The organism is Gulosibacter sediminis (assembly GCF_023370115.1).
Taxonomy (GTDB): Bacteria; Actinomycetota; Actinomycetes; order Actinomycetales; family Microbacteriaceae; genus Gulosibacter; species Gulosibacter sediminis_A.
The window spans coordinates 436253-459724 of record NZ_CP097160.1 but is presented as its reverse complement, the minus strand read 5'-3'; the positions used below and the strand labels follow the sequence as shown (position 1 = coordinate 459724).

Annotated in this window: 24 protein-coding genes and 1 tRNA gene; 6 read left to right on the top strand and 19 right to left on the bottom strand. The window is 68.0% G+C overall.

All coding sequences use genetic code 11. The features are described 5' to 3' along the window. Positions 1 to 4: 4 nt before the first annotated feature. On the bottom strand, positions 5 to 583 hold the full coding sequence (locus M3M28_RS02005; protein ID WP_249387192.1) for a TetR/AcrR family transcriptional regulator: 579 nt from the start codon (positions 581 to 583) through the stop codon (positions 5 to 7). Between the two features lie 168 nt (positions 584 to 751). Here M3M28_RS02005 and M3M28_RS02000 point away from each other — a divergent pair, with 168 nt between their 5' ends. Together M3M28_RS02000 and M3M28_RS01995 are read left to right on the top strand one after the other, a co-directional pair. Next, on the top strand, positions 752 to 946 hold the full coding sequence (locus M3M28_RS02000) for a hypothetical protein (protein ID WP_125107780.1): 195 nt from the start codon (positions 752 to 754) through the stop codon (positions 944 to 946). A gap of 104 nt (positions 947 to 1050) precedes the next feature. After that, entirely contained in the window at positions 1051 to 1896 is an 846-nt protein-coding gene (locus M3M28_RS01995; protein WP_249387191.1) for a hypothetical protein, read from the top strand. Between the two features lie 70 nt (positions 1897 to 1966). On the opposite strand, the gene M3M28_RS01990 is transcribed toward M3M28_RS01995, so the two are convergent. From M3M28_RS01990 to M3M28_RS01960, 7 genes are all read right to left on the bottom strand, one after another. Beyond that, entirely contained in the window at positions 1967 to 2611 is a 645-nt protein-coding gene (locus tag M3M28_RS01990; RefSeq protein ID WP_249387190.1) for a vitamin K epoxide reductase family protein, read from the bottom strand. A gap of 3 nt (positions 2612 to 2614) precedes the next feature. Beyond that, positions 2615 to 3448 (bottom strand): DsbA family protein, encoded by an 834-nt coding sequence (locus tag M3M28_RS01985; protein ID WP_249387189.1) that lies wholly within the window; start codon positions 3446 to 3448, stop codon positions 2615 to 2617. Between the two features lie 95 nt (positions 3449 to 3543). Further along, the gene (locus tag M3M28_RS01980) at positions 3544 to 4827 is read right to left on the bottom strand and encodes a D-arabinono-1,4-lactone oxidase (RefSeq protein ID WP_249387188.1); all 1284 of its coding nucleotides are present in this window, start codon (positions 4825 to 4827) and stop codon (positions 3544 to 3546) included. Positions 4828 to 4952: 125 nt separating this feature from the next. Beyond that, positions 4953 to 5025: transfer RNA gene (locus tag M3M28_RS01975), tRNA-Lys, on the bottom strand. 83 nt (positions 5026 to 5108) lie between these two features. Continuing rightward, complete coding sequence (locus tag M3M28_RS01970; protein ID WP_283255713.1) at positions 5109 to 5888, bottom strand: amino acid ABC transporter ATP-binding protein; 780 nt, start codon at positions 5886 to 5888, stop codon at positions 5109 to 5111. After that, complete coding sequence (locus M3M28_RS01965) at positions 5885 to 6847, bottom strand: amino acid ABC transporter permease (protein ID WP_249387187.1); 963 nt, start codon at positions 6845 to 6847, stop codon at positions 5885 to 5887. The genes M3M28_RS01970 and M3M28_RS01965 overlap by 4 nt, the downstream gene beginning before the upstream one ends. Beyond that, the gene (locus M3M28_RS01960) at positions 6837 to 7757 is read right to left on the bottom strand and encodes an ABC transporter substrate-binding protein (RefSeq protein WP_249387186.1); all 921 of its coding nucleotides are present in this window, start codon (positions 7755 to 7757) and stop codon (positions 6837 to 6839) included. Before M3M28_RS01960 ends, M3M28_RS01965 begins: the two co-directional genes overlap by 11 nt. Before the next feature lie 292 nt (positions 7758 to 8049). Between M3M28_RS01960 and M3M28_RS01955 the strand changes: the two genes are divergently transcribed. Then, complete coding sequence (locus M3M28_RS01955; protein ID WP_249387185.1) at positions 8050 to 8526, top strand: peroxiredoxin; 477 nt, start codon at positions 8050 to 8052, stop codon at positions 8524 to 8526. Here M3M28_RS01955 and M3M28_RS01950 read toward each other — a convergent pair whose 3' ends face one another. After that, positions 8527 to 8937 carry a hypothetical protein gene (locus M3M28_RS01950; RefSeq protein ID WP_249387184.1) on the bottom strand — a complete coding sequence of 137 codons (411 nt, stop codon included), beginning with the start codon at positions 8935 to 8937 and terminating at the stop codon, positions 8527 to 8529. A 164-nt stretch (positions 8938 to 9101) separates the two neighbouring features. Here M3M28_RS01950 and M3M28_RS01945 point away from each other — a divergent pair, with 164 nt between their 5' ends. Further along, positions 9102 to 9350, top strand: a complete 249-nt coding sequence (locus tag M3M28_RS01945) for a WhiB family transcriptional regulator (protein ID WP_125107770.1) — start codon at positions 9102 to 9104, stop codon at positions 9348 to 9350. 57 nt (positions 9351 to 9407) lie between these two features. Here the strand turns inward: M3M28_RS01945 and M3M28_RS01940 are convergent, their stop codons facing one another. Genes M3M28_RS01940 through M3M28_RS01930 form a run of 3 tightly spaced genes read right to left on the bottom strand, consistent with a single transcriptional unit; the run spans position 9408 to position 12902 of the window. Continuing rightward, entirely contained in the window at positions 9408 to 10913 is a 1506-nt protein-coding gene (locus M3M28_RS01940; protein WP_249387183.1) for a sensor histidine kinase, read from the bottom strand. Positions 10914 to 10922: 9 nt separating this feature from the next. Further along, the gene (locus tag M3M28_RS01935; RefSeq protein WP_249387182.1) at positions 10923 to 12290 is read right to left on the bottom strand and encodes an AAA family ATPase; all 1368 of its coding nucleotides are present in this window, start codon (positions 12288 to 12290) and stop codon (positions 10923 to 10925) included. A gap of 3 nt (positions 12291 to 12293) precedes the next feature. Then, positions 12294 to 12902 carry an SAF domain-containing protein gene (locus tag M3M28_RS01930; protein WP_249387181.1) on the bottom strand — a complete coding sequence of 203 codons (609 nt, stop codon included), beginning with the start codon at positions 12900 to 12902 and terminating at the stop codon, positions 12294 to 12296. Positions 12903 to 13038: 136 nt separating this feature from the next. Between M3M28_RS01930 and M3M28_RS01925 the strand changes: the two genes are divergently transcribed. After that, positions 13039 to 13326, top strand: a complete 288-nt coding sequence (locus M3M28_RS01925; RefSeq protein WP_249387180.1) for a helix-turn-helix domain-containing protein — start codon at positions 13039 to 13041, stop codon at positions 13324 to 13326. Here the strand turns inward: M3M28_RS01925 and M3M28_RS01920 are convergent. Next, a complete protein-coding gene (locus tag M3M28_RS01920) occupies positions 13323 to 13931 on the bottom strand; it encodes a hypothetical protein (RefSeq protein ID WP_249387179.1) in 609 nt (202 codons plus the stop codon). The genes M3M28_RS01925 and M3M28_RS01920 overlap by 4 nt on opposite strands. Before the next feature lie 166 nt (positions 13932 to 14097). On the opposite strand from M3M28_RS01920, the gene M3M28_RS01915 reads away from it, so the two are divergent. Continuing rightward, a complete protein-coding gene (locus tag M3M28_RS01915; protein WP_249387178.1) occupies positions 14098 to 14553 on the top strand; it encodes an Rv3235 family protein in 456 nt (151 codons plus the stop codon). Positions 14554 to 14560: 7 nt separating this feature from the next. Here M3M28_RS01915 and M3M28_RS01910 read toward each other — a convergent pair whose 3' ends face one another. The 6 genes from M3M28_RS01910 to mtrB all read right to left on the bottom strand — a co-directional run bounded on the left by M3M28_RS01910 (position 14561) and on the right by mtrB (position 23472). Further along, positions 14561 to 15271, bottom strand: a complete 711-nt coding sequence (locus M3M28_RS01910) for a tyrosine-protein phosphatase (protein WP_249387177.1) — start codon at positions 15269 to 15271, stop codon at positions 14561 to 14563. A gap of 2 nt (positions 15272 to 15273) precedes the next feature. Continuing rightward, positions 15274 to 18270 (bottom strand): preprotein translocase subunit SecA, encoded by a 2997-nt coding sequence (secA, locus tag M3M28_RS01905; RefSeq protein ID WP_249387176.1) that lies wholly within the window; start codon positions 18268 to 18270, stop codon positions 15274 to 15276. Between the two features lie 118 nt (positions 18271 to 18388). Further along, positions 18389 to 19081 carry a ribosome hibernation-promoting factor, HPF/YfiA family gene (gene hpf / locus M3M28_RS01900; protein ID WP_249387175.1) on the bottom strand — a complete coding sequence of 231 codons (693 nt, stop codon included), beginning with the start codon at positions 19079 to 19081 and terminating at the stop codon, positions 18389 to 18391. 113 nt (positions 19082 to 19194) lie between these two features. Continuing rightward, the gene (locus M3M28_RS01895) at positions 19195 to 19866 is read right to left on the bottom strand and encodes a ComF family protein (RefSeq protein WP_249387174.1); all 672 of its coding nucleotides are present in this window, start codon (positions 19864 to 19866) and stop codon (positions 19195 to 19197) included. Positions 19867 to 19921: 55 nt separating this feature from the next. Next, the gene (locus M3M28_RS01890) at positions 19922 to 21625 is read right to left on the bottom strand and encodes an LpqB family beta-propeller domain-containing protein (protein WP_249387173.1); all 1704 of its coding nucleotides are present in this window, start codon (positions 21623 to 21625) and stop codon (positions 19922 to 19924) included. After that, positions 21622 to 23472 (bottom strand): MtrAB system histidine kinase MtrB, encoded by a 1851-nt coding sequence (mtrB, locus tag M3M28_RS01885; RefSeq protein WP_249387172.1) that lies wholly within the window; start codon positions 23470 to 23472, stop codon positions 21622 to 21624. Before mtrB ends, M3M28_RS01890 begins: the two co-directional genes overlap by 4 nt.

The window sequence follows — 23472 nt, the reverse complement described above, 5'->3', positions numbered from 1 at the left end:
GTCCTTAGAGCGAGGGGGCGAGGGTGAGTTGGCAGACGAGCTGCGCGATGGCGTCGAGGCTCGTGAACCCCGGGAAATCAACGTCGAACTGCGGGAAGTCGGCAGCGTCGGCGTCTTCGGGGTCGACCGAGAGCACATAGGCGATACCGATGAACGCGACCACGGCGCGCGTCGGCGCGGTCGGATCGTTCGGCGCAAGCTTCGCCGCAACGCGCTGGATGATGTCGAGGAAGAAGTTCGCCTCGCGGGCGTCTGGCAGCGAGCGGTGGTGGAAGACGAGCATCCTCACCGCGTGGCGGTTATTCACCATGAGTTCGGCCGCGCCTCGCGCCGGGTCGAAGTCGGGCTCGACGTCGAGGCGACGCTCGAGCTCGCGGCTCGCCTCGATCACCGGCGCGAGCACCGCCCGGAAGAGCTCCTCTTTACTGCCGAAGTGATAGAGCACATTCGCCTTCGTGCAGCCGCTGCGCTCGGCAATCTGCTGGAGTGAGACGCCATAGCCGCGGGCGGCGAACTCTTGGAGGGCAACGGTACGGATGCGTTCGGCGAGCTCATGCTTGGCCGGCGCGCTGGGTTCTGTCACGGGGGTCCTTCAGCGGGAGGGGCGATGAATCGTCAAGCCCTGACCGATCGGTCAGCATTTACGGTACACGCCGCCACACCGCGTCGCAATGGCCGCAATGGGGCGCTAGGCTGGTTCGCGACATCGCGGCGCTGCGAGCCGCCAACCCACCGCAAGGAGTGATGACCGGTGCGCAAGTATCTACTCAACGGGGCAGTCCTTTCCGCGGTCGCGGGCATCGTCCCCGCGGTGAAGACGACGCAGGAATCGAACTCGACGCTGCGCATCGTCGCGACGTGGATCGCCGTCGGCGCCACGCTCGCCCTCGCGATCGCCGGAGTGCGCGAGCGCGTCGAAGAGGCACGCCAGGAAGAACTCGACTAGTTCCCTGAGCGCGAGTGTCGCACCCGGATTCTGAGGCGCTGAATCCGTAGGCTTCGTGTACGCGCGCGAGTTTCGCGTGCCCACACGTAGGAAAGGGGTGCCCAATGTTCGGCTGGTTCCGCAAACTCGCCGGCCTCGGCGAACCGCAGGCAGACAGCGCTCAGACCGCACCGGCTCCGCAGGCCGAGCCGACCTCCCCGTCGCAGGCACCCGTCTCGATGCCCGAGCAGTGGGCGCAGCCCCGTGTCGCGGCGCCCCTGCAGGCAGCCGCGCCGCAGCCGACCCCCGAGGCTCGCGCCGTCGTGACCACCCCCGCCGACTATGTCGTGCCCGAGCCGCCGACCGTCGCGGTGCCGGAGCACCGAGTCGAAGCGCCGGCCGCGGCCGCCTCGCCGCCCGCCGAGGTCGCACCCGCGCCGGCCGCCGAAGTCGCGCCCGTCGAGGCGCCGGTGGAAGCACCGAGCTTTGAGGTCGCCGAGCTCGACTCGATCGACGAGGACGACTACGAGGAGCCCGAGGCGACCGAGGTCGAGGCCGAGTCCGAGGAGCCCCGCTACGCCGGTCTCATCCCGACGCCCTCCGGCCGTCCGGCGATGCCGCTCAGCGCGCATCCGAACTTCGCCGGTCTCGGCCTCGCGCCGGCGCCCCAGCACCCGCCGCGCATGCTCCAGCCCGAGGCCGCGCTGACGACCGAGGCCCAGCTCGAGCTGCTGCGCCTGTTCGACGACCTCTTCGGCCCGCGGGGCCGCTACCGCCTCGAATGGCGCACGGGCCGCGACCCGGGCGACGACGCGGTGTTCTCGGAAATCATGTCGGCCGACCTCGTGCGCCGCGTGCAGAACACGATCGCCGACGTCGCCGAGCTCGAGCGACCCGAGCCCCTGCGCGCCATCGAGCCCGCGAGGCCGGCAAACGACGCCGGCGACGACGAGCTCAAGCGCGCGAGCTAAGCACCGCTACAAACGCTTCGGGCGGGTGACCGGTTGGTCACCCGCCCGAAGCGTTTGTGGGGATGCGCTGCTAGATCAGGCTGAGCCGGATCGGTTCCCACATGCCGGCGAGCACGAGGCCGATGACGGCGAGGTACCAGATCACGACGACGACCCACGCCCAGTTGGCGAGGCCCTTGCCGAGCTTCACTCCCCCGCGGCCGAGGCGGCCGTTCGCGAGGTTGCCGATCGTGGTGAGGGTGACGGTCGGGATCGTGGCGGTCCAGATGACCATGCACCAGAGGCAGAGGGCGCGCAGCTCGAAGGCCGAGAACCACTGCAGGTAGGTGATGAGCACTGCGGCGCCGATCAGGCCGATCTGCAGGCCGACGAAGTACCAGTCCGGCAGCTTAACACGGGCGACGAGCACGACGCCCGAGACGACCGCGATCGTGAAGCAGACGAGGCCGAGAATGACGTTCGGGAAGCCGAGGATGGCCCCCGCGGTCGAGTTCATCGCCGGCTGGCAGGTGACAAAGACGCTGAGGTCGCAGAGCAACTCGGCGCTCGGGTCGGCGAGGTTGTGGAAGTACTCGATCGTGAGCATGAAGCTCGCGATGAGGCCAATACCGCCGCCGATGAGGAGGGTCCACCCCGTGACGAGGGTGCGGGCGGCAGCCGGAATGGCCGTGTCGCTCGCCTCCTCGCCGAGGCGTTCGTCAAGGGTCGCGCTCAAGAGCTAGTTCCCCGTCGTGGCGGTCGGCTCGGTGGTCGAGTCGGTCGTCGCCGCGGGCTCGGCGCCGATGGCGTCAAGCAGCTCGTCGAGCGAGGCGGGCACGGTCTCGAGGAGCGTGCCGTTCACTGCAACGGAAGGGGTGCCCGAGATGCCGTCTTCACGGGCGCGCTGGGTGTTGTCGCTGATCCAGCCGCCGTAGTTGCCGTCGGCGATGTTCTGGATAACCTCTTCGTCGGTGAAGCCGAGGGTCTGTACGTACGACGCGTAGTCGCTGTAGCCCCAGGTGACCTGCGTCTCGGCCGGCACCGAGAAGATGCCGTTCACGACGGTGTAGAAGAGGCTCGGGTCTGCGCTGATGACACCCGCGGTGGCCGAGCCAGCGTACTGGCCGTAGTCCTGCACGAAGCGGATCATGTGATAGGTCACCTGCACGTCGCCGTCGGCAATAACCTGCTCGTACGACGACTCCATCGCGGTGTGGTAGTCCTGGCAGTGCGGGCAGGAGAAGTCGAAGTAGTAGTCGAGCTTCGCGGGCGCGTCGTCAGAGCCGACCACGACGCCGCCATCTTCCTCGACACGGATGGGCAGGCTCACTGCCTCGCCCGCCGAGTTCGTGAGTTCGATCTCGCCTTCAGCGGACGGTGTCACCTGGTTACTGAACCACTTCGGGCCCATCACGACGAGGAGCACGAGCGCCGCAATCACGACGACGGCGCCGGCCACAATACCGAGCTGGGCGAACATCCGGCTGCGACGCTTGCGAGCCTCTTCCTTCTTGCGAAGCGCGTTGGCTTCCTCACGAAGCTGTCGAATACGGTCGCGGTCTTTACTGGCCATGCCCTGGGATTTCCATTCGTCGTGGGAAGGTGCTGAACGCACCGATTCTAGGACGCCCGCATGCGAGCCCCCTAAAAATAAGTTTCCTCTGAAACTTAATGCACCAGGCGGTCCGCCGCCGCGTTCCTGAAGATTCCATCAGGATCAAGGTCGTGAGCGATGTGCACGAAGTCGCTGTAGCGGGGCATGACGTCGGCAGCTTCGCCGGCGGTGAAGGTGTTCCAACCCGCCCAGTTCGGCAGCCCGCCGAGGTAGATGAAGAGTTCCTCGGTCTGCTGCAGGGCCTCGAGGTTGCGGCCGGATGCGTCACTCACGTCGAGCGCGACGGCCACGACATCCTGTCCGTACGCCGGCGACAGCCACACGTCGTCGCGCGCGACCATGCCGAGGCGCGCCTGGACGCCCGAGAACGCGCGGTTGCGCTGCGCGAGCTCGTGCAGCGCCTGCAGCACGAGGTCGACCTTGTAGAGCGGGAACTGGTATTCCATCGTCACCGCGCTCGAGTTCGCGCCGGCGACGTCACGCCCCTCGGCGAGCGAGCCGGTCGAGCCCTCGCGGCGCTCGTCGAGGCGCTCGGTGCCGCCGCCGAACAAGCGACGCACGCCGGCGCGGAGGCGACCAAACAGGCTCGGCTTTTCGTCCTGCGCGTGGAGCGCCGATGACAGATTGCCGCGACGTGCCGCGACCTGCGCGGGCGACGCATCCTCGAGCCAGCCGAGCGTGAGCTTGACGGCGTCGTGGCCGGGGCGCCAGGCCGCGACGTAATAGTCGACCTTGCTGCGCGCCTCGGGCAGGTCGCGGAGCATCGAGCGCAGGTCGGCCTTGACCCGCTTGACCCGGAGCGCCTGATAGCGACGCACCCGCACAGTCACCTCGGTGACAATGCCGAGCGCGCCGAGCGAGAGACGCGCGGCACTCCAGTAGTGGGGGTTGCGCGAGGCCGAGACGCGGAGGACTGCGCCGGTCTCGTCGACGAGCGTGACGCCGGCGATGGATGCGGGGAAGCTCGCGTCGCGCGGTGCGCCGCTGTGACCGCCGAGCACGACGCCCTCGCCGAGCGTGAGCTTCGCGTTGCTCGGCGCACCGACCATCGACAGGCCCTCGGCCTCGAGTTGGGTCGCAGCCTGATCGATCGTCGTGCCGGCGAGGAACGTCGCCGTGCCCGCCGCCGGGTCGACGCTCACGAGCCCGCGGAGGCCGCGCGGGTCGATCGTGATGCCGGGCTGCGCGGCGTCGCCGCTACCCTGCAGGTCGATCAGCCGCACCTGTGCGCCGGTGAGATGCGCGCGCCGCACCGTGTCTTGCACCTGCGCAAGTGTGGTGGGACGAACGAGTTCGATCGCTGACTCGCGCTTGTCGAGGACGGTACCTACAGCCACGCTCTGCCTTCTTTCGGATCCCAGGAAAGTCTGCGTTGTTCTATTCTGCCCCAGCATTGTCACTGTCAGGTTCACGCGGAAACGAGGAATCCCCACCGCGGCGATGCCGTGGTGGGGATTTGTCGTGCGCCCCCCGGGACTTGAACCCGGAACCCGCTGATTAAGAGTCAGCTGCTCTGCCTATTGAGCTAGAGGCGCGAATCGAGCGGCGGAGTCTACTTGTCAACCTCGCCGTACCGACTGGAAGACACTACCACCGCTCGACACGTGTTTGCAAGTCGTTAACCAACCCGCGAGAGGAACGCCTTCGTGCGCGCGTGCTGCGGGTTCGAAATGACGTCCCGCGGGTCGCCCTCCTCCACTACGACGCCCGCGTCCATGAACACGAGGTGATCGCCGACATCGCGTGCGAACGCCATCTCGTGCGTCACGACGACCATGGTCATGCCGCTCTCGGCGAGCTGCTTCATGACGCCGAGCACGTCACCGACGAGCTCGGGGTCGAGCGCCGAGGTCGGCTCGTCGAAGAGCATGAGCTTCGGCTGCATCGCGAGCGCCCGGGCGATCGCGACACGCTGCTGCTGGCCGCCCGAGAGGTGCCCGGGGTACGACTTCGCCTTGTGGGCGAGGCCGACCTGCTCGAGCAATTCCATCGCCCGCTTCGAGGCGACCGACTTCTTCTCGCGCTTGACTCGCATCGGGGCCTCAATGATGTTCTCGAGCGCGGTCATGTGCGGGAACAGGTTGAAGCGCTGGAACACCATGCCGATGTCAGCGCGCTGCGTCGACACCTCCTTCGGCGTCATCTCGTAGAGCTTGTCGCCCCGCTGCCGATAGCCGATGAGCTCGTCCTCGACCCAGAGCCGCCCGCCGTCGATCGTCTCGAGGTGGTTGATGCAGCGCAGCAGGGTCGACTTACCCGAGCCTGACGGCCCGATCAGGCAGAGCACCTGGCCGCGCCCGACCTCGAGCGAGATGTCCTTGAGCACTGTGTTCGAGCCGAAGCGCTTGACGATGTGTTCCGCGCGCACCATCGGCGTCGCGGTGGCTGTTGCGGTCATGCGCCGTCTCCCGTCGTTCGCGTCGAGGTCGCCGAGTCGGCCGTCGGCACCGCCCCGGTTTGCTCCCCTGCCGGGAGCTTGAGCACGCCGGTGTCGGCGACGCCCGTGTCCTTCTGCGGCGCTACCCCGCGGCCGAAGTATGCCTCGAGGTAGTGCTGACCGACCATGAGCACGCTCGTGACCACGAGGTACCAGATGCTCGCCACGATGAGCAGCGGCACCGGCTCGTAGAGCGCGGCCGAGATCTCCCGCGAGCGCGCATAGAGGTCGAGCGTGAACCCGAGCGCTGTCACGAGCGAGGTGGTCTTCAGCATCGAGATGAGCTCGTTGCCGGTCGGCGGAATGATCACCCGCATCGACTGCGGAATGATGATCCGCAGCATGGTGTCGCGCCAGCTCATGCCGAGCGCCTTTGATGCCTCCTCCTGACCAGCATCGACCGAGAGAATGCCCGAGCGCACGATCTCGGCCATGTACGCGGCCTCGTTGAAGGCGAGGCCGAGCACGGCGAGCCAGAACAGGTCGATTGCCTCGAACGGGGCGATCGTGAAGAAGGTCGTGTCGGTGAACGGCACGCCGACCTCGATCGACCGGTAGATCGTCGACAGCAGACCCCAGAACACGAGCTGCACATACACTGGCGTGCCGCGGAAGAGCCAGAGGTACAGCCACGACAGGGTGCGCAGCACCGGGTTATCGCTGAGCCGCATGACGGCGAGCACGAGGCCCATGACCACCGCGAGCACCATCGAGAGAATGGTGAGGGCGAGGGTCACGCCGACGGCCTGGAAGATCCGAGTGTCGAAGAGGTACGCCCCGACGAGGTGCCAGCGGAAGGTCTCGCGCGTTGCCGCGTCGTAAATGAATACGGCGAGCAGCAGCACGAGGACGATCGCGACGGTCGTCCGCCAGGGGTGTCGCAGCTTGACCGCGACGATGGGTTCGGTGCTAGCTGACACCGTTGATCACAGCTTCGTCGACGGCGCCGTCCTGAACACCCCAGTTGCTGAGGATCTGTTCGTAGGTGCCATCATCCATGAGCTCCTGCATGGCGGTCTGAACCGCCTGCGTCAGCTCGGTGTCCTTCGCGAACACGAGGCCGTACGGTGCCGCGTCGAAGACGTCGCCCTCAAGGGTGATCTTGTCGGAGGCCTGCAGCACGCTGTTCTGCGCAATCGGAGAGTCGGCGAGCATGTAGTCGGTGTTTCCAAGCACGACGTCGTTCGTGGCCTCGTCCTGACCGTCCTTCTTCACGAGGTCGATCGGCTCCTCGCCGTTCGCCTCGCACTCGTCGCTCGCGGCCATGAGGTAGTCGTCGGAGGTGGTGGTCGCCTGCGCGCCGATAGTGAGGCCGCACAGCGAGTCCGGCAGCGGGTCGACGTCAACGCCGCGTACATACTGGAGGCCGGCAGAGTAGAAGTCGACGAAGTCAACCGACTCCTGGCGCTCGACGGTGTCGGAGAAGCTCGACGAGCCCATGTCGAGCGTGCCACCGGTGACCTTCGGGATGATCTGGTCGAAGCCCTCCTTCGACCACTCGACGTCGAGGTCAAGCTTCGTGCCGATCGCCTCGACGAGTTCGACCTCCCAACCTACCGGCTGCCCGTCGGGGCCGGCGTACTGGTTCGGAGCGTAGGTGGCGTCGGTGCCCACGCGGAGCACGCCAGCGCTCGAGATCTCCTCGGGCACGAGCGCGGCGGCGGTGTCAGACTTCGTCACCGAGATTTCGGCGCTCTCGGTGGGGTTGGCGTTGCCGCCGGTCCCCTCGGTGTTCTGGACGCAGCCGGTGAGCACGAGGGCAACCGCGGCGAAGGCGCCAAGGGCACCGAGGGCTTTCCGGGAAGAACGAGCGACGGACGATTTCACCATTGCTTTTGCCTTTCAGACGCCGACGCAGCACGCTGCGCCGACACGGGAACCACCGCGCCCCACCTCAATTGAGCTTCGTTGCTGCTGCGGGCCGCAAGCAACGCTGATCGCGTCGCAGCCGAGTGAGGGCGCTGGGTTCCAATTTTCAGATGTGTGGGGAGCATAACCCGCACCCGGGGCATTATGTGCACTCTGATGGGGAACAGACCAAAGTGTGTTCAAATTGCCGCATGATCCTGGCTGCGGCGTACATTCGTCCGTCGCGGCTCCGCCCGACCCTGAGGAGAACTCCGTGACCGAACCCATCCGACTGCAGCCCGGCGACAACTTCCCGGAATTCACGCTCAGCGACCAGGACGGCAAGCAGGTGTCCCCCAGCGATTTCCGCGGCTCGAAGCTCGTGGTCTACACCTTCCCGCAGGCGTTCACCCCGGGCTGCACGCAGGAGGCCTGCGACTTCCGCGACAGCGACGCGCGCCTCACCGCCGCCGGCTACAAGGTGCTCTCGCTGTCGGCCGACTCGGTAGACAAATTGGCACAGTTCAAGACGGAGTACGAGCTGCCCTACACGCTGCTGAGCGACCCGGGCCACGAGGTGCAGACCCGCCTCGCCGCCTACGGCGAGAAGAACAACTACGGCCGCATCGTCGAGGGCGCGATTCGCTCGACCTTCCTCGTTGACGAGGACGGCAAGGTCATCGAGGCGCTCTACAACGTCAAGGCCACCGGCCACGTCGACCGGATCCTCAAGAAGCTCGGCGACAGCTAGCTACTTCAAGCGCCCGCTCACCGCGGGGTGGAAGACGAGCAGCAGGCCGACGAGCGACGCCACCGCGAGCGCCCAGCCGAGGCCGGGCATCATGTCGCCACGGATCACCGTGACGGCGGCCGCGACCTGCAGCGCCTGCCACACGGCGGTGAGCCCGCGCACCCAGCGCTGCCCGAGGCAGACACCCACCGTGAGCGCGATGAGCAACACGGTGGCGAGCCCCGCCATGACGATGAGCGCGATCGACGACGCGACCGAGAGCGCGTCCTCCGCGAAGAACTCGACAAACAGCAGCACCGTCACCCACGCCATGACGAGCGCCTCGAGCCCGAGCACCATCGCCAGAAGAATTAACGGCCACACCGGCCCGGTCGTGGCGGCCCCGGTGGGGTGTTCGCCCTCTGCGTTCACTCGAATATTCCCTTGATCAGCATGCAACTGCGTGGCAAAATACTACAGATCAGGACTTCGGCGCCCTTGCGCAAACCCGCAGTTTGGTGTGCCGCTGTCATCACGACTCCGTCTGAGAGTACGGCCTCCGCGTGCCAAAACGCGTAGACAAGGAGCCCATTTACATGGATTGGCGTGATCGCGCTGCATGCTTGCATGCTGACCCCGAGCTGTTCTTCCCGGTTGGCAACACCGGCCCCGCGATTGAACAGATCGACGCCGCCAAGTCAATCTGCTCGCGCTGCCCGGTAACCGAGCAGTGCCTGCAGTACGCACTCGACACAAACCAGGACTCTGGTGTTTGGGGTGGCCTTTCTGAGGACGAGCGTCGCGCGCTCAAGCGTCGCGCTGCCCGCGCCCGCCGCGCCAGCTAACCCGAGCAGCTCGACACTGCGTGCCTCGGCGGAATCTCCGCCGAGGCACTTCGTTTGTTACCCCACGCCCCAGCGGCGCGGGATGCTGATCTGCACGATGGTGCCGCCGCTCGGGTTTTCCTGCCACGAGATGGCGCCGCCGAGCTCACCCTCGACGAGCGTTCGCACGATCTGCGTGCCGAGGCCCGAGCCTTCGTGGCCGCCGACCATGCCCACGCCGTTATCGCGCACCTGAATGGCGAGGTTGTCGTCGTCGCGCTCGACGGTGACGGCGACCTGGCCGTCGGAGCTGCCCGCCGGAAACCCGTGCTCGACAGCGTTCGTAACGAGCTCGGTGAGCGCGAGCGCGAGCGGTGTCGCGAACTCGCTCGGCACCGAGCCGAACGACCCCTCGAGCACCGGTCGCACCTCGGTGCCGGTGCCGCCGGCGACCTCGGTCGCGAGCCGCATGACGCGGGCGAACACCTCGTCGAAGTCGACCGACTGCGAGAAGCCGCCCGAGAGGGTGTCGTGCACGACGGCGATCGACGAGACGCGGCGCATCGCCTGCAGCAGCGACTCGCGGGCCTCGTCGGCCTTCGCGCGGCGGGCCTGGATGCGCAGCAGCGCCGCGACGGTCTGCAGGTTATTCTTCACCCGGTGGTGAATCTCGCGAATCGTCGCGTCCTTGGTGATGAGCTCCTGCATCTGATTACGCACATCGGTCGTGTCGCGGCAGAGCACGATCGCGCCGAGGCGCTCGCCGCCGCGCCGCAGGGGAATCGCCCGCAGCGTGACCGTGACGCCGCGCGCATCCACATCGCTCATCCACGGCGCCCGGCCGGTCACGACGAGCGGTAGCGCCTCGTCGACCGTGACGTTGCGCTTGTCGTCGACGAGGGTCGAGGCGACCTCCGAGAAGATCTCGCCCTCGAGCTCGCCGCCGAAGCCGAGCTTGTTCAGCGCCGACAGGGCGTTCGCGCTCGCAAAGGTGACGACGCCGTCGGTGTCGAGCCGCACGAGACCGTCCGAGGCGCGGGGTGCGCCGCGACGCGAGAATTCGGGGGCGTCGAGGTCGGGGAACTCCCCCGCCGCGATCATGTCGAAGAGGTCCTCCGAGCACTCGCGGAAAGTGACCTCCTGGCGGGTGGGCTGCCGGGTGCCGGCGAGGTTCGTGTGCCGCGTGATGATCGCGATCGGCCGCTCGGAGCGCTGCGCCCGGCCGTCGGCGTGACGGGTTGAGAACACGGGGCTCGTCGTGAGCTGCGCCGGAATCTCGTCAAACCAGTCGGGGGCGGATGAACGGATGGTCACGCCGCGCTGGTAGACCGCCTCGACCTCCATCTCCCACTGCTCGCGCACCCGCTGCCCGATGAGGTCGCGGTAGAACAGCGTCGGCGCCGACGCCGGCCGCGCCTGGCTGACGGCGACCCAGCGAGCCTCGGAGTCGCGCACCCAGAGCACGAGATCGGCGAGGGCGAGGTCGGCGAGCAGCTGCCAGTCGGCGAGCAGCAGCATGAGCCACTCGCGATCGCTCGAATCGAGGTCGCTGTGGCGTTGAATGAGGTTGGTGAGGCTCGACACGCCTCCACATTATTGGACGAGTGAGCGATCTGATTGGAGATCCGCCGCAATCGGTGCTGCGGTGTCGTCAACGTGGGCGAGCCGGAGGGCCAGCGCGTCGAGCTGTTTCGCGAGTTGCGACCTCGGTGCCGCGTCGACCACGGCGATCGCCTCGGCCATCGCCCGGTCGACGGCCTTGGGGTCGTCGGGCAGCAGGGTGGCCCGTTCGATACCGCCGAACCGCAGCAAGACCTGACGCACCTGCCCGGCCGAGTCGGTGCCCGTGGCCCCGCGGCGCAGGCGGGTGATCACCGTCTCGAGGTGCGCCGCGTCGCCGCGAAGGTCGACGAGGCCGAGCCGCGCCCGCAGGTAGCGTTGCAGGCCGACCGGGGTGGCCTCGCCGACCGCGACCACGGCATCCGCCGCCTCGATCGCGGCGTGCGCGGCGGCGTTGCGGCGCGGGGCCGCGACATCGCTCACGAGTTCCTCGTCGCGCTCGAGGTTGAACCCGACGTCGACGACGACAAACTCATACTCGTCGCGCGCGAGCCACAGCACGGCGCGCATCCGCTCGCTCGGCAGCTCGGGCCAGCGGGCGGGATTGCTGATGCCCGAGAGCACGCGCAAGGTACCGCGGGCGCACGCGAGTTCGGAGCTCACGCGGTCGAGCTCGCCGGCTGAGAGCGAGCCCGCCCCGGCGAGGCGGCAGGCGGCCGCGAGCCCCGGCGCCTCATCGGCGATGCCGAGCGCGGGAGCGATGGCCCCGCCGTAGGTGTCGGCGTCGACGAGCAGCACCCGGTGGCCCTGGTTCACGAGCGACGCCGCGAGCGCGATCGCCACCGTAGTCACGCCCGGCGATCCGTGCGGGCCCCAGACGGCGAGGACGCGGCCGGGCGCGGGTTTTGTGGGTGGCGGCGTCGTACCCGACTCGGGTGGCCGCGGGGCGGCGTCGCGCGGCGCGTTGCGGCGGCCACGCCGCGATTCCTCGCGGCGGCGATCCTTGCGGCTGCGCGGCGGCTCCTTCGCCGCCGCAGGTGCCGCGGTCGGCGGCGCAACGCGGGCGGCCTCGCCCTCGAGGAGTCGCTCGACCGCATCCCACCCGTCGTCGGCGCGGATGCGGTCGACGAGCCCGAGCTCGGTGGCCTGCCGCCGCTCCTCCTCGTTGCCGACGACCGCGATGGTGCGGGCCCCGGCGCCGTCGCACGCGGCGAGGCTGCGGAGGTTAAGGGTCTCGGGGCCGGCCTGCGCGAGCACGAGTTCTGGCCGCGCGCGCTCGACAGCCACGGCAAGCGAAGTGGCGCCGGTGACGCGGTCAACGATTTCGTGCCCGGCGCGGATGATGCCCTCGAGCAGGTTTGCCTCGACGTCGTAGTCGACGGCCAGGATGATGCGCGCCACCGGTTACTCCTGCACCGGCTCGTGAATGGGCACAAGCTGCAGCCGTGCCCCGTTCGAGGTCGCGCTCATGACGGTGGCGATCTCGCCGTCGGGGATGCGCAGCTCGACGTCGACCTGCGCCGTCGCGACAAAGTCGTCTTGCTCGATGACGCGAATGACCTGCGCCTCGGCGACGATCACCTGCGGCGCGTCGTAGGTGCCCATTCGTTCACCCGCGGCGGCCGACCAGATCTCGACCGTCGTGCCGGTGCCTACCCCGCCCGGCAGCTCGCCCGGGATGCTCACCACCACGGCCGCGCTCGAGGTGTCGGCCTCGCCGAGCGCGGTGAGCGGCACGAGCTCGCCCGCGCCGATGGGGCGGGTCGCGATGTAACTGTCGGCGCTCGCGTCGGTGAGGTAGAGCTCGGTGGGCGTTGCGGCCGAGACCTCAACCGCGGTGAGTTGTTCCGCGGTGATCGTCTCGCCCGCGGCGACGGCCTGCCCCAGCGCGTAGACCGTCGTCGTTTGCGCCGTGGACTGCACGACGCCGACGACACCCGCGATCGACCCGGCGACGAGCACGATGCCAATAACGAGCCGTGGATCGACTCGGCTTCTACGAGCTGTTGCCACGGAAGCGCTCCTTAGTTACGGGAGATTGCGGACGCGCGTCCGCCTTGACGTGTCTATGTTGCGACATCGTCCGAATTCGCTGGGCAAGTTATCCACAGGCGGCGAGCGTGCAGGGAATCGCTGGGATACTTGGGGCATGTCTTCGAACCCCAACCAGGGGCTTCCCCGTTTCCTCACCCTGTCCGACGTGGCCGAGATCCTCAACGTCGAACTCGACGTCGTCCGCGACCTCGTGGACTCCAACGAACTTGCCGCGATCCGCATCGGCTCGGCCGGCGCGCTGCGCGTCGAACAGCTCGAGCTCGAGCGCTTTGTCGCCGATCAATACGAAGCCCGCCGCCGCGAGGCGATGTTTGGGCAGCAGGAATTCATCGATATTCCCGAGATCACCGGCTCGGGCAGCTGGCGCGACGGCAACAACTAGTTCCGCGCGTCGCCGGCGACCCGCACGAGGCGAATCTCGTCGAGCGGCACGACCCGAAAGGCGGCGACGTCGGGCGTGCGCCGCGGGGTGTCGAGGTCGTGCACCGCGAGGTCGAGGTGGTCGCGCGCGACGAGGTCGATCGTGCCGCGCAGCACGCCGAGGGTGGTCGTCAGCTCGCAGTGCACGCGTCGCCGCGCGAGATCGCGCAGCGGCATGACGAAGCCGAGCCGTGCCGTGAGCGATTCGGGAGCCTCGGGTCGTGGCGCGAGCGAGCGGTCAAGCTGGCTTCGCGTGAGCATCACCGAGCTCATGCCCGCGAGTGGCACGAGTACGCTCGCGTAGTGGCCGGCCGGCGACGCGAGCCTGGCGAGGAACCATTCGGCGCCGAACTCGATCGGCTCGGCGCGCAGGCGATCGCCGCTGCGAAGCTCGATGTCGATGCACTCCCCCGGCTCGAGCGCCGCCTGCAGTGCGGCGAGTCGCTGCCGCAGGGTCGTGCGCGCGACGCGAAGGCGCTCGTCCTCGACCGCCTCGAGGCGGCGGGCCCGCTCGTGTTCGGCGTCAAACTGCCCCGCGAGGTCGTCGAAGAGGTCGTTCCAGCGCACCAGACCAGTCTGATGCATCTCGGCCGCAGCCCGTCAAGTTATCCACAGGATGATTTGCACGTCACCCGAGCGGTGGACTTATCCACAGATTTTGACGAAACGCCCCACGGCCTGGCCTCGGATTGTTGAATGGCGACGTACGCCTGCCTCTCGACAGGAGCCAACGATGCCCCAGCCGCAGTCGCGCCTCTCCACCGCCCTCAACGACGATGTTCCGCAACCGCTGCGTTTTGGCGAGGGTGTGCTCACCGCGCTGCCCGCACCGCGCGGCACCGCCGCGCCGACGGGCGACCCCGAGCCGATGCTCCGCAATCTCGCGCGCGGCGTGTTCGAGGCGATGGCGGGCATCCGCGAGATCGAACAGCTGACGCGCTGGCTCGCGCCCGAGGTTGCAAGCAAACTGCTCGCGCGGGCGCAGCACGCGGCCCGCGCTCGGCAGCGCCGCGGCGGCGTGGCGATGCGGCCGATGATCGAGCCCATCCACTGCGTCTGGCAGTCGCCCCGCGAGGGCGTCGTCGAGGCGACCGTCGTCGTCGACCTCGGCAGCCGCTGCCGCGCCGTCGCGATTCGGCTCGAGTCGTATCGCGGTCGCTGGCGTGCGCAGCGCCTGCACGTGCTCTAGCGCGTTGCTAGCGCGACGCGATCAGCCAATCGCGCGCCCGCTCGACCGCCGCATCCGCCACCCCGTGGGTGCGCAGAAATTCATGCGCGTCGAAGCCCTCGGCAAACTCGCGCACCGCGTCGCCGCACGAGCGGATGATCTCGGCGAGCTCGGTCTCGTCGTGCCAGCGCTCATACGGGTGCGGCTTCGCGCGGTGCAGGTGATGCTCGTTGACGGCGCGCACGGCAAGCTCGTCCTCGTGCGCGAGCACCTCGGCGTCGGCACCGTAGCGCAGCAGCAGGATGCCCGTGACGAGTCCCGTGCGATCGCGGCCAGCCGAGCAGCAGACGAGCGTTCCCGGGCCGGCCTCTAGCACCTCGCCGACGGCGACGGCGACGCGCTCGGCGAAGAGCCCGACAAAGTCGGGGTACCCCGAAGGGTGGTTCAGATAGGGGTCGAAGCGCGCGCGGAACGCGGGCAGCTCCGGATCTTCGACCGGCGTGAACCGGTAGTCGATGCCGTCGGTGCCCGTGGCGCTGCCCCGCGGCTCGCTCGGGTCACGCAAATCGAGCACGCGGCGCACGCCCTCGGCCTCGGCGCGCACCCAGGCGTCGGGGCCCCACGTTTGCGGCTGCCCCGAGCGGAACAACACCCCGGGCGCGAGCACGCCCGCGGCCACGGGGATTCCCCCGAGGTCGCGGGCGTTAAAGGCGCCGGGCCAATCGCGTTCGCGAGCCACGACTAGTTGTCGGACTCGTCGGTGACCTTCTGGCCGAACGAGCCGCGCTGCTGCTTGCGCGTCGTCGCCTGCTGCTCGCGCGCAACCGCCGAGGCCGAACGGCCCTGCTCGCTCGCGTGCTTCGCCGGGTTGCCCGAGCGCGACTTCTTCTTCTGCGACGCGGTCGGCTTGCCCGCGGGCTTCTTCGCGGTCGTCGTCGCCGTCGCGGTGCGCTCGCTCGCCGCGGCCTCTGCCGCGGCGTCAGCCGATTCACCCGCGGCCTCGCGCATCGCCGAGGCGGTCCCGAGCGTCATCTCGCGGCGCATCGCGGCACGCGTCGCCCCCACGTTGACCCGGCCGGTGCCGTCGGTGACCCGCACGTTGCCGCTTTCGTCGGCTGCCGAGTAGTTGAGCTGCTGGGTCGGCTGCGCTTCGCCGTCGAGGTTGCGCTGGCGCACCTTGATCGACTTATGCTTTGTGCCGTCCTCGTGCTCGTGCTCTTCGACCTCGACCTCGGTGTTCATGAGGAACTGCACCGACTCCTCGCGAATACCGCCGAGCATCTGCTGGTACATCGTGAAGCCCTCACGCTGGTACTCGACGAGCGGGTCACGCTGAGAGAGCGCGCGCAGGCCGATGCCCTCCTTGAGCGCATCCATCTCGTAGAGGTGGTCGCGCCACTTGCGGTCGATCACCTGCAGCAGGATGCGGCGCTCGAGTTCGCGACTCGCCTCGTGGCCAAGCTGCTCCTCGCGTTTCTCGTAGGCGAGCTTCGCGTCGGCGATGACCTCTTCTTCGACGTGCTCGTCGGTGACCTGGTTCATACCGCCGTGCTCGTCGATGATCTCTTCGACCGTGATGGTCATCGGGTAGAGCTGCTTGAGGTCCTGCTCGAGCATCTCGACGTTCCAGTCGTCGGGGTTGCCCGCCGTGTGCTCGAGCACGATGTCGTGAATCGCGCCCTGGATGAAGTCCTGCACCTTGTCTTCGAGGTCGTCGCCCTCGAGGATCGCGCGGCGGTCGGCGTAGATGGACGAGCGCTGCTCGTTGAGCACGTTGTCGTACTTGAGCACGTTCTTGCGAATCTCGGCGTTGCGCGACTCCACCTGGCCCTGCGCCGACTGGATCGCGCGCGACACGATGCGCGACTCGAGCGCGAGGTCGTCGGGCGTCGAGTCGTTGTCCATGATCGCCCGCGCCGCGCCGGTGTTGAACAGGCGCATGAGGTCATCGGTCATCGAGAGGTAGAAGCGGCTCTCGCCCGGGTCACCCTGACGACCCGAACGACCGCGCAGCTGGTTGTCGATGCGGCGCGACTCGTGGCGCTCGGTGCCGAGCACGTAGAGACCGCCGAGCTCGGCGACCTCCTCGGCCTCGTCCTTCACCTCGTTCTTGACCTGCTCGAGCACCTCAGGCCACTTGGCCTCGTAGGCCTCGGCGTCCTCTTCGGGGTCGAGCCCGAGCTCGGTCATCTTCGCCACGGCGAGGAACTCGGCGTTGCCACCGAGCATGATGTCGGTACCACGACCGGCCATGTTCGTCGCGACGGTGACGCCGCCCTTGCGGCCGGCCTGCGCGATGATCGCGGCCTCGCGAGCGTGGTTCTTCGCGTTGAGCACCTCGTGCTCGACGCCGCGCTTCGCGAGCAGCTTCGAGAGGTACTCGCTCTTCTCGACCGAGGTCGTACCTACGAGCACGGGCTGGCCAGTCTCGGCGCGGTCGACGATGTCTTCGACCACCTGCGCAAACTTCGCGCGCTCGTTCTTGTACACGAGGTCGGGCTTGTCGAGGCGCTGCATCGGCTTGTTCGTCGGAATCGGCACGACGCCAAGCTTGTAGGTCGACTGGAACTCGGCCGCCTCGGTCTCGGCGGTACCGGTCATGCCCGCGAGCTTCTCGTACATGAGGAAGTAGTTCTGCAGCGTCACGGTGGCGAGTGTCTGGTTCTCAGCCTTGATCGTGACGCCCTCCTTCGCCTCGATCGCCTGGTGCAGACCCTCGTTGTAGCGGCGGCCCTTAAGAATGCGGCCGGTGTGCTCGTCGACGATGTTGACCTCGCCGTTCTGCACCACATACTCCTTGTTGCGGTGGAACAGCGCCTTGGCCTTGATCGAGTTGTTGAGGAACGAGATAAGCGGCGTGTTTGCCTGCTCGTAGAGGTTTTCGATGCCGAGCTCGTCCTCGACGCGGTCGATGCCCTCCTCGAGCACACCGATCGTGCGCTTCTTTTCGTCGACCTCGTAGTCGCGGCCCTCCTTGAGGCGCTTCGCGAGCTTCGCGAACTCGGTGTACCACCGGTTGACGTCGCCCGAGGCAGGACCCGAGATGATGAGCGGGGTGCGCGCCTCGTCGATCAGGATCGAGTCGACCTCGTCAACGATCGCGAAGTAGTGGCCGCGCTGCACGAGCGCCTGCTTCGAGACGGCCATGTTGTCGCGCAGGTAGTCGAAGCCGAACTCGTTGTTCGTGCCATAGGTGATGTCGGCGGCGTACTGCACGCGGCGCTGGTCGGGCGTGAGGCCCGAGAGGATGCAGCCGGTCGTCATGCCGAGCGCACGGAACACACGGCCCATGAGCTCCGACTGGTAGCTCGCGAGGAAGTCGTTCACCGTGATGACGTGCACGCCCTTGCCGGGAATCGCGTTGAGGTAGGCCGCGAGGGTCGCGACGAGCGTCTTCCCCTCACCGGTCTTCATCTCGGCGATGTTGCCGCCGTGCAGCGCCGCGCCACCCATGAGCTGCACGTCGTAGTGGCGCTGCCCGAGCGTGCGGCGCGCGGCCTCGCGCACGGCCGCGAACGCGAGCGGCAGCAGCTCGTCCAGGATGTCTTGATCTTTCTTGCCCGCGTCGACACCCTCTTGGTATTGCTCGCGGAACTCCTCGGTCATGTCGCGAAGCTCGTCGTCGCTGAGTTCCTCGAACTCACCCTCAAGCCCGTTGATCTGATTTGCCAACCGCTCGAGTCGACGAAGCTGGCGGCCCTCGCCGAAGCGAAGGACCTTATCGAGGATCGAAGCCAATGAAATTCTCCTGACGTTGCGTCCGGGTACCCGGGAAACTCGCTCAATCGTACTCGCCCCGGTTCAACAGAAACTCGGGCAGGGCGGAGGTTCCGCCCTGCCCGAGTTCGGGAGCGAACTAGGCCACCGAGTTCGCGGTGACTTCTTCGGGTGCGCTGCCCTCGGTCGCACCGTTCTCATCGAGCGCGATGACACCGTAGTCCCAGCCGCGGCGGCGGTAGACGACGGCGGGGCGCTCGGGGCCAGCCTCAATAAAGAGGAAGAAGTCGTGGCCGAGCAGCTCCATGTGGTCGACGGCCTCGTCGGGGGTCATGCGCTTGGGGGCAAAGACCTTCTCGCGAATCACGATCGGGTTGTAGTCGTCGTACGACGGCGCTTCGTCGACGCCCGCGGCCGGCTGTGCCTGCCCCGAGACGACATCAATGACACCGGTATCAGCGGGAACGATGTCGAGGTGCGAGAAGTCCTTCGCCGACGCATCCGCGAGGCTCTGGCCGCCGTGGCGGTGCTTCTTCTTGTCCTTCACTCGGCGCATCCGCTCGACGAGCTTATCGAGCGCGATGTCGAATGCCGCATACTTGTCGCCCGCGTCGGCCTCGGCACGGATAGTCGGGAACGGCCCGAAGACCGTGATCTCTACCTTCCCCTTGTCGAGGATGTTGCCGGCTCGGTCGGTGCGACGCTTGAGCTTCACTTCAACCGATTGGGCGCGCTCCGAAAGTTGCTGCACCTTCGCAGTGACTTTCTCTTCCGCGTAGTCCTTAAATCGGTCGGGAATCTCGGTGTTGCGGCCGCTGATTGTGACGTCCATCTCACCCTCCTGATCTGCGAACTCGGGGTTCGCGAACTCGGGACCCCGAGCCGGATGTGTATGTATGTCTCTCAGATACTACGAGAATCAACCTCCACGATTCCCCTACGACGTCAAGAATTTGCCGAGGTAATGTTGTGCTTTATGACTCGGGCGACTACGGCCGCCCCGAGCACCTTCGCGCCCGCCGCTTCGAGGGCCCGCTGGGCCTCGAGCAACGTCGAGCCGGTGGTCGAGAAGTCGTCGACCACGATGCAGTTGGCGCCGCGAAGTGCTGGCCGCGCGCGCAGGGCACCGTCGAGGTTCTCCGCCCGCTGCTCGCGGCTCAGCGCCGCCTGATCACGCACCCTGCGAATGTGCGCGAGCCCGGCGATGCCGGGCTGCCCCACGGCGCGCTCGAGCAGCAGCTGCACGTGGTCGAAGCCGCGGGCGGCGCGTGCCGAACGCCGCGAGGGCACGGCGACGAGCACGGTCTCGGCCGGCCGCTCGGGCAGGCTGCGCAGCAGCGCGAGCAGGGATGCACGCAGAAGCGGCGCGAGCACCCTCGCGACATCGACCCTGCCGCGCTCCTTGAACGCGTCGGCAAGCAGGCGCAGCCGGTCGCTGTAGTGGGCAGCGGAGGCGAGCGGGAGCGCGCCGAGCATCCCCACCTCGGGCACACACGCGGCCCGTAACTCGCGCCGGCAGGCCTCGCACACGCCAGTGTCGCGAGCGCCGCAGCCCGCGCAGCTCACGGGGAAGAGCGTCGCGAGCGCGTCGCGGGCGGCCTGCAGGGGATGTGCCATGTGGCCAGGGTGGCACGCGCGGCCCGGAGCGGGGCCGCGGTATCCACAGGCTCGGCTACATCTGGGCGAAGAGGAAGTTCACGACCGTTTCGGAGGCCTGCCAGCGGGTGCCCCGCGGCGCGTAGACGATGCCCTGGCGGTCGACGACGCGCATACCGGCGAGCGTGTTCGAACCGGCGACCTGCACGGCGTTGGGAATCGTGCCGAGCGAGGTGAGTTCGCCGCCGACGCGGTAGAGGCGCACCTCGGTCGTGCCGTCGCCGTCGTCAACGAGCATTGCGACGCTGTTGCTGTCGACCCACGCCACGTCGTTCGCGGTGTCTTCGGTGCCCGGCATCTCGAGCAGCAGCGGATCGCCGAGCGCCATCGGCTCGCCGCCGTCGCGCATGATCGGCATGATCGCGAGGGTGACGCCGTCGCCGTCGTCAAACAGCACCGCGAGGCGCGTGCCGTCACGCGACACCTGGTGCGAGATGAAGTTCGGGGCGACGCCCGACGGCAGCGGGATCTCGAAGATCGAGCCCTCGCCGATCTTCGACACGTAGAGGCCGGTCTGCGAGGTCGACTGGGTCCACACCCAGTCCCAGTTGTCGAGCGCGGGCTCGATCTGGCCGCCGCGGCTGTCGATGAGCGTCGGCGAGGTGTCGTCGTAGCGCATCGCATACGTGCCGTCTTCGGTGAGCATCGTCACCGTCTGCCTCGACGCCGAGAGGGCGCCACGAATCGGGTTAATCTCGGCCGCCGCGGCGTCGACATTCTCGGTGCCGTTCGGCAGCGACAGCGAGTTGCTATTGAGGTAGCCGATGCTGCCGTCCTGGTAGACGAGCGGCAGCGAGTTGACGTCGGGGCTCGTGATGACGGTGTCGGCGCCCGGCAGGCTCGCGTCGATGCGCGCGCCGTTCACGCGCAGTTCGACCGACTGCACCTCGTCGAGCACGGTGAGGCTTCGCTCAAGTTGCAGGCGCATGAGCGAGAGGTCGGAAGCGCTCGCCGCGGCCGAAGCATCGCCCGAGAGGTTCACGGTGGCCTGCCCGTCGGCGATCGTCACGTCCGACAGCAGCGAGGTGCCCGAGGGGAACGCCGTCGTGACGGCGTCGCCCGGATAGAGCCACTCGGCGGGGCCGCGCAGCAGTTCCTCGACCACGCGGGTCGCGTAGTCATCGGTGTTCGGGAACCAGCGGAGGTCCTGCGTCGCGTAGCGCTGCTCGACGTCGAGGAACGTGAGCGCGGTTGAGCGGTAGAGGTCGGTGAACGCCTGGCGCATGAGCACCACGCCGTCGGGCGCCTCGGAGATGCGCCACTCGCCGTCGACCTGTTGCAGCGTGAACTCGAGCGCTTCGCTGCTACTCGACAGCTCCTCGCGGTAGACGCCGTGCGCGTTCACCTCGCCGCTCACGGCGACCGACACGTTGATGACATCGTTGTCGTTCGTGCGCATCGAGACCTGGCCCGAGGTGATGAGCACCTGTTCGGTGGGATCCCACGACGCGGCGGCGTCGTCGGTGAGGTACTGGCGCGCGGTCGCGAAGTCGTTCTGGCTGCCCGTGCCGGCGTCGATGAAGCCCTGCACGATCTCCTCGCGGCTCGCGCCGTCGCTCGGGCCGGCCGGGTAGTAGCGCAGGCTCTGCGTCGTCGCTTCTTCCTGCGCCGAACCCTGCTCGACCGAGCCGGAAGTCGGTATCGACGCGCACGCCCCGAGGGCAAGGATGCTCACGCCCGCCACGAGGGCGAGCAGGGCTCGGCGGATGCGCGCGCTCACTTCGACTCCTCCTCGCTGTCCGTGTCGTCGTCCGACGCGTCGGCCCCGGCGGGGAAGCCCGGTTCGAGCCCCGGCAGGGTGATGGGCAGCGTGATCGGCTGCGTCGTGACGTCCTCGTTCGAGAACCCCTCCACCTTCTCACCCTGGTGCTCGCGCGTATAGGTCTCGGCCCCCGCATCCTCAGGCAGCAGCGGCAGCGGCGACGAGACGATCGGTTCGTCGGCGGCGATCGGCAGCGTGAGGCGGAAGTTCGTGCCAAGCTTTGGCACCGACCACACCTCGAGCAGGCCGTGGTGCAGGTGCGCGTCGTCCTTCGCGATCGCCATGCCGAGGCCCGAGCCACCCATCGTGCGCTTGCGCGAGGGGTCGGCGCGCCAGAAGCGCTCGAACACGTTCGCCTGCTGCTCTTCGCTCATGCCGATGCCATAGTCGCGCACCGAGAGTGCGACCGCCGTTGCGTTCGAGTCGACGGTGACGACGATCGGCCGCCCCTCGCCGTGCTCGATCGCGTTCGCGACCAGGTTGCGAGCGATGCGGTTGACGCGGCGGTCGTCGAACTGCGCAAGCACGGGGCGGTCGGGCGCGCGCAGCACGAGCGACTCGCCGTGCTCGATCGCGACCGGCAGCATCGCGGCAATGACGTCCTCGGCGAGCGCCTTGAGGTCGTGCTCCTTGCGCATGAGTTCGACGGCGCCGGCGTCGTAGCGAGAGATCTCGAGCAGGTCGGCGAGCAGGAGCTCAAAGCGCTCGACCTGGTCGTGGAGCAGCTCGGCCGCGCGCGAGAGTGTCGGGTCGAAGTCTTCTTTGCGCGAGTACACGAGGCCGCCCGCGAGCCGGATCGTCGTGAGCGGCGTGCGCAGCTCGTGCGACACGTCGGAGACGAAGCGCTGCTGCACCTTTGAGAGATTCTCGAGCTGCTCGATCTGATGCTGCAGGTTGTCAGCCATGTGGTTGAACGAGCGCGCGAGCGTACCGATGTCGTCCTCGCCTTTTTCGGGGATGCGCTCCTCGAGTTGGCCTGCCGCGAGCAGGCGACTCGTCTGGGCAGCGAGCCGCACCGGCTGCATGACGGCGCGCATGATCGAGCCGATGATGAGCCCGACGAGCAGCACGAGAATCGCCATCGAGATGGCGAGCGTGCGCTGCACGAAGTCGAGGGTGTCCTGTGACGACTGCAGCGAATAGACGAGGTAGAACTCGTAGTTGCCGGCGCTCGGCACCGTGACCACACGGCCGATGACGATGCCGGGCTCGACCTGGCCCTCCGCATCCGGCAGCCCAACCGACTGATAGTGCACGGTGTCGGGTTCGGCGCGCACGGCCGAGCGCAGCTCATCGCTCGTGAGGTTGCGGTCGACGCCCTCCGACGCGATGTCCTGAATCACGCTCGTCGTCGACTGGTCGGGTACGCGGTAGAAGGCCCAGCCGATCGCGTTGGGGGCCTGCGCGGTCGCCGCGTCAATCGCATCCTGCCGCAGCGCCGAGATCGCGAGCTCGTCGGTCTCGCCGCCAGACTCGAGCGTCGCCTGCGCGACCGAGGCCGCGCGCTGGGCCTCGAGCTGAACATCCTGCGTGCGCGAAGTAAAGAGGTCGCGCGCGATGGTGTTGCTCATGACCAGCGCGACGGCGATCACCGTGATGCTCGTCAGCGTCACCGCGACGACGGTTGTGCGAAACGGCAGCGAGGTGCGCCAGAGAAAGCGGATGTTCTGCCAGAACTCGCGCGGCCGCCACCAGCGCCCCGGGGGCGTGTCGACCCAGCCGGTGTCGACGCTGCTCGGCAGCCGAACCTGGATGCGATCGGAGTCGGGGGCGGCGCGCCCGCCACGAAAAAGTCGAAAGCGCAT

Bases quoted from the DNA above. Each gene is read 5' to 3' on its own strand.
- M3M28_RS01995 (WP_249387191.1), top strand. From the start codon at position 1,051: ATGTTCGGCTGGTTCCGCAAACTCGCCGGCCTCGGCGAACCGCAGGCA.
- M3M28_RS01985 (WP_249387189.1), bottom strand. From the start codon at position 3,448: ATGGCCAGTAAAGACCGCGACCGTATTCGACAGCTTCGTGAGGAAGCC.
- M3M28_RS01970 (WP_283255713.1), bottom strand. From the start codon at position 5,888: ATGACCGCAACAGCCACCGCGACGCCGATGGTGCGCGCGGAACACATC.
- M3M28_RS01960 (WP_249387186.1), bottom strand. From the start codon at position 7,757: ATGGTGAAATCGTCCGTCGCTCGTTCTTCCCGGAAAGCCCTCGGTGCC.
- M3M28_RS01945 (WP_125107770.1), top strand. From the start codon at position 9,102: ATGGATTGGCGTGATCGCGCTGCATGCTTGCATGCTGACCCCGAGCTG.
- M3M28_RS01925 (WP_249387180.1), top strand. From the start codon at position 13,039: ATGTCTTCGAACCCCAACCAGGGGCTTCCCCGTTTCCTCACCCTGTCC.
- M3M28_RS01915 (WP_249387178.1), top strand. From the start codon at position 14,098: ATGCCCCAGCCGCAGTCGCGCCTCTCCACCGCCCTCAACGACGATGTT.
- hpf (WP_249387175.1), bottom strand. From the start codon at position 19,081: ATGGACGTCACAATCAGCGGCCGCAACACCGAGATTCCCGACCGATTT.
- M3M28_RS01895 (WP_249387174.1), bottom strand. From the start codon at position 19,866: ATGGCACATCCCCTGCAGGCCGCCCGCGACGCGCTCGCGACGCTCTTC.
- mtrB (WP_249387172.1), bottom strand. From the start codon at position 23,472: ATGCGCTTTCGACTTTTTCGTGGCGGGCGCGCCGCCCCCGACTCCGAT.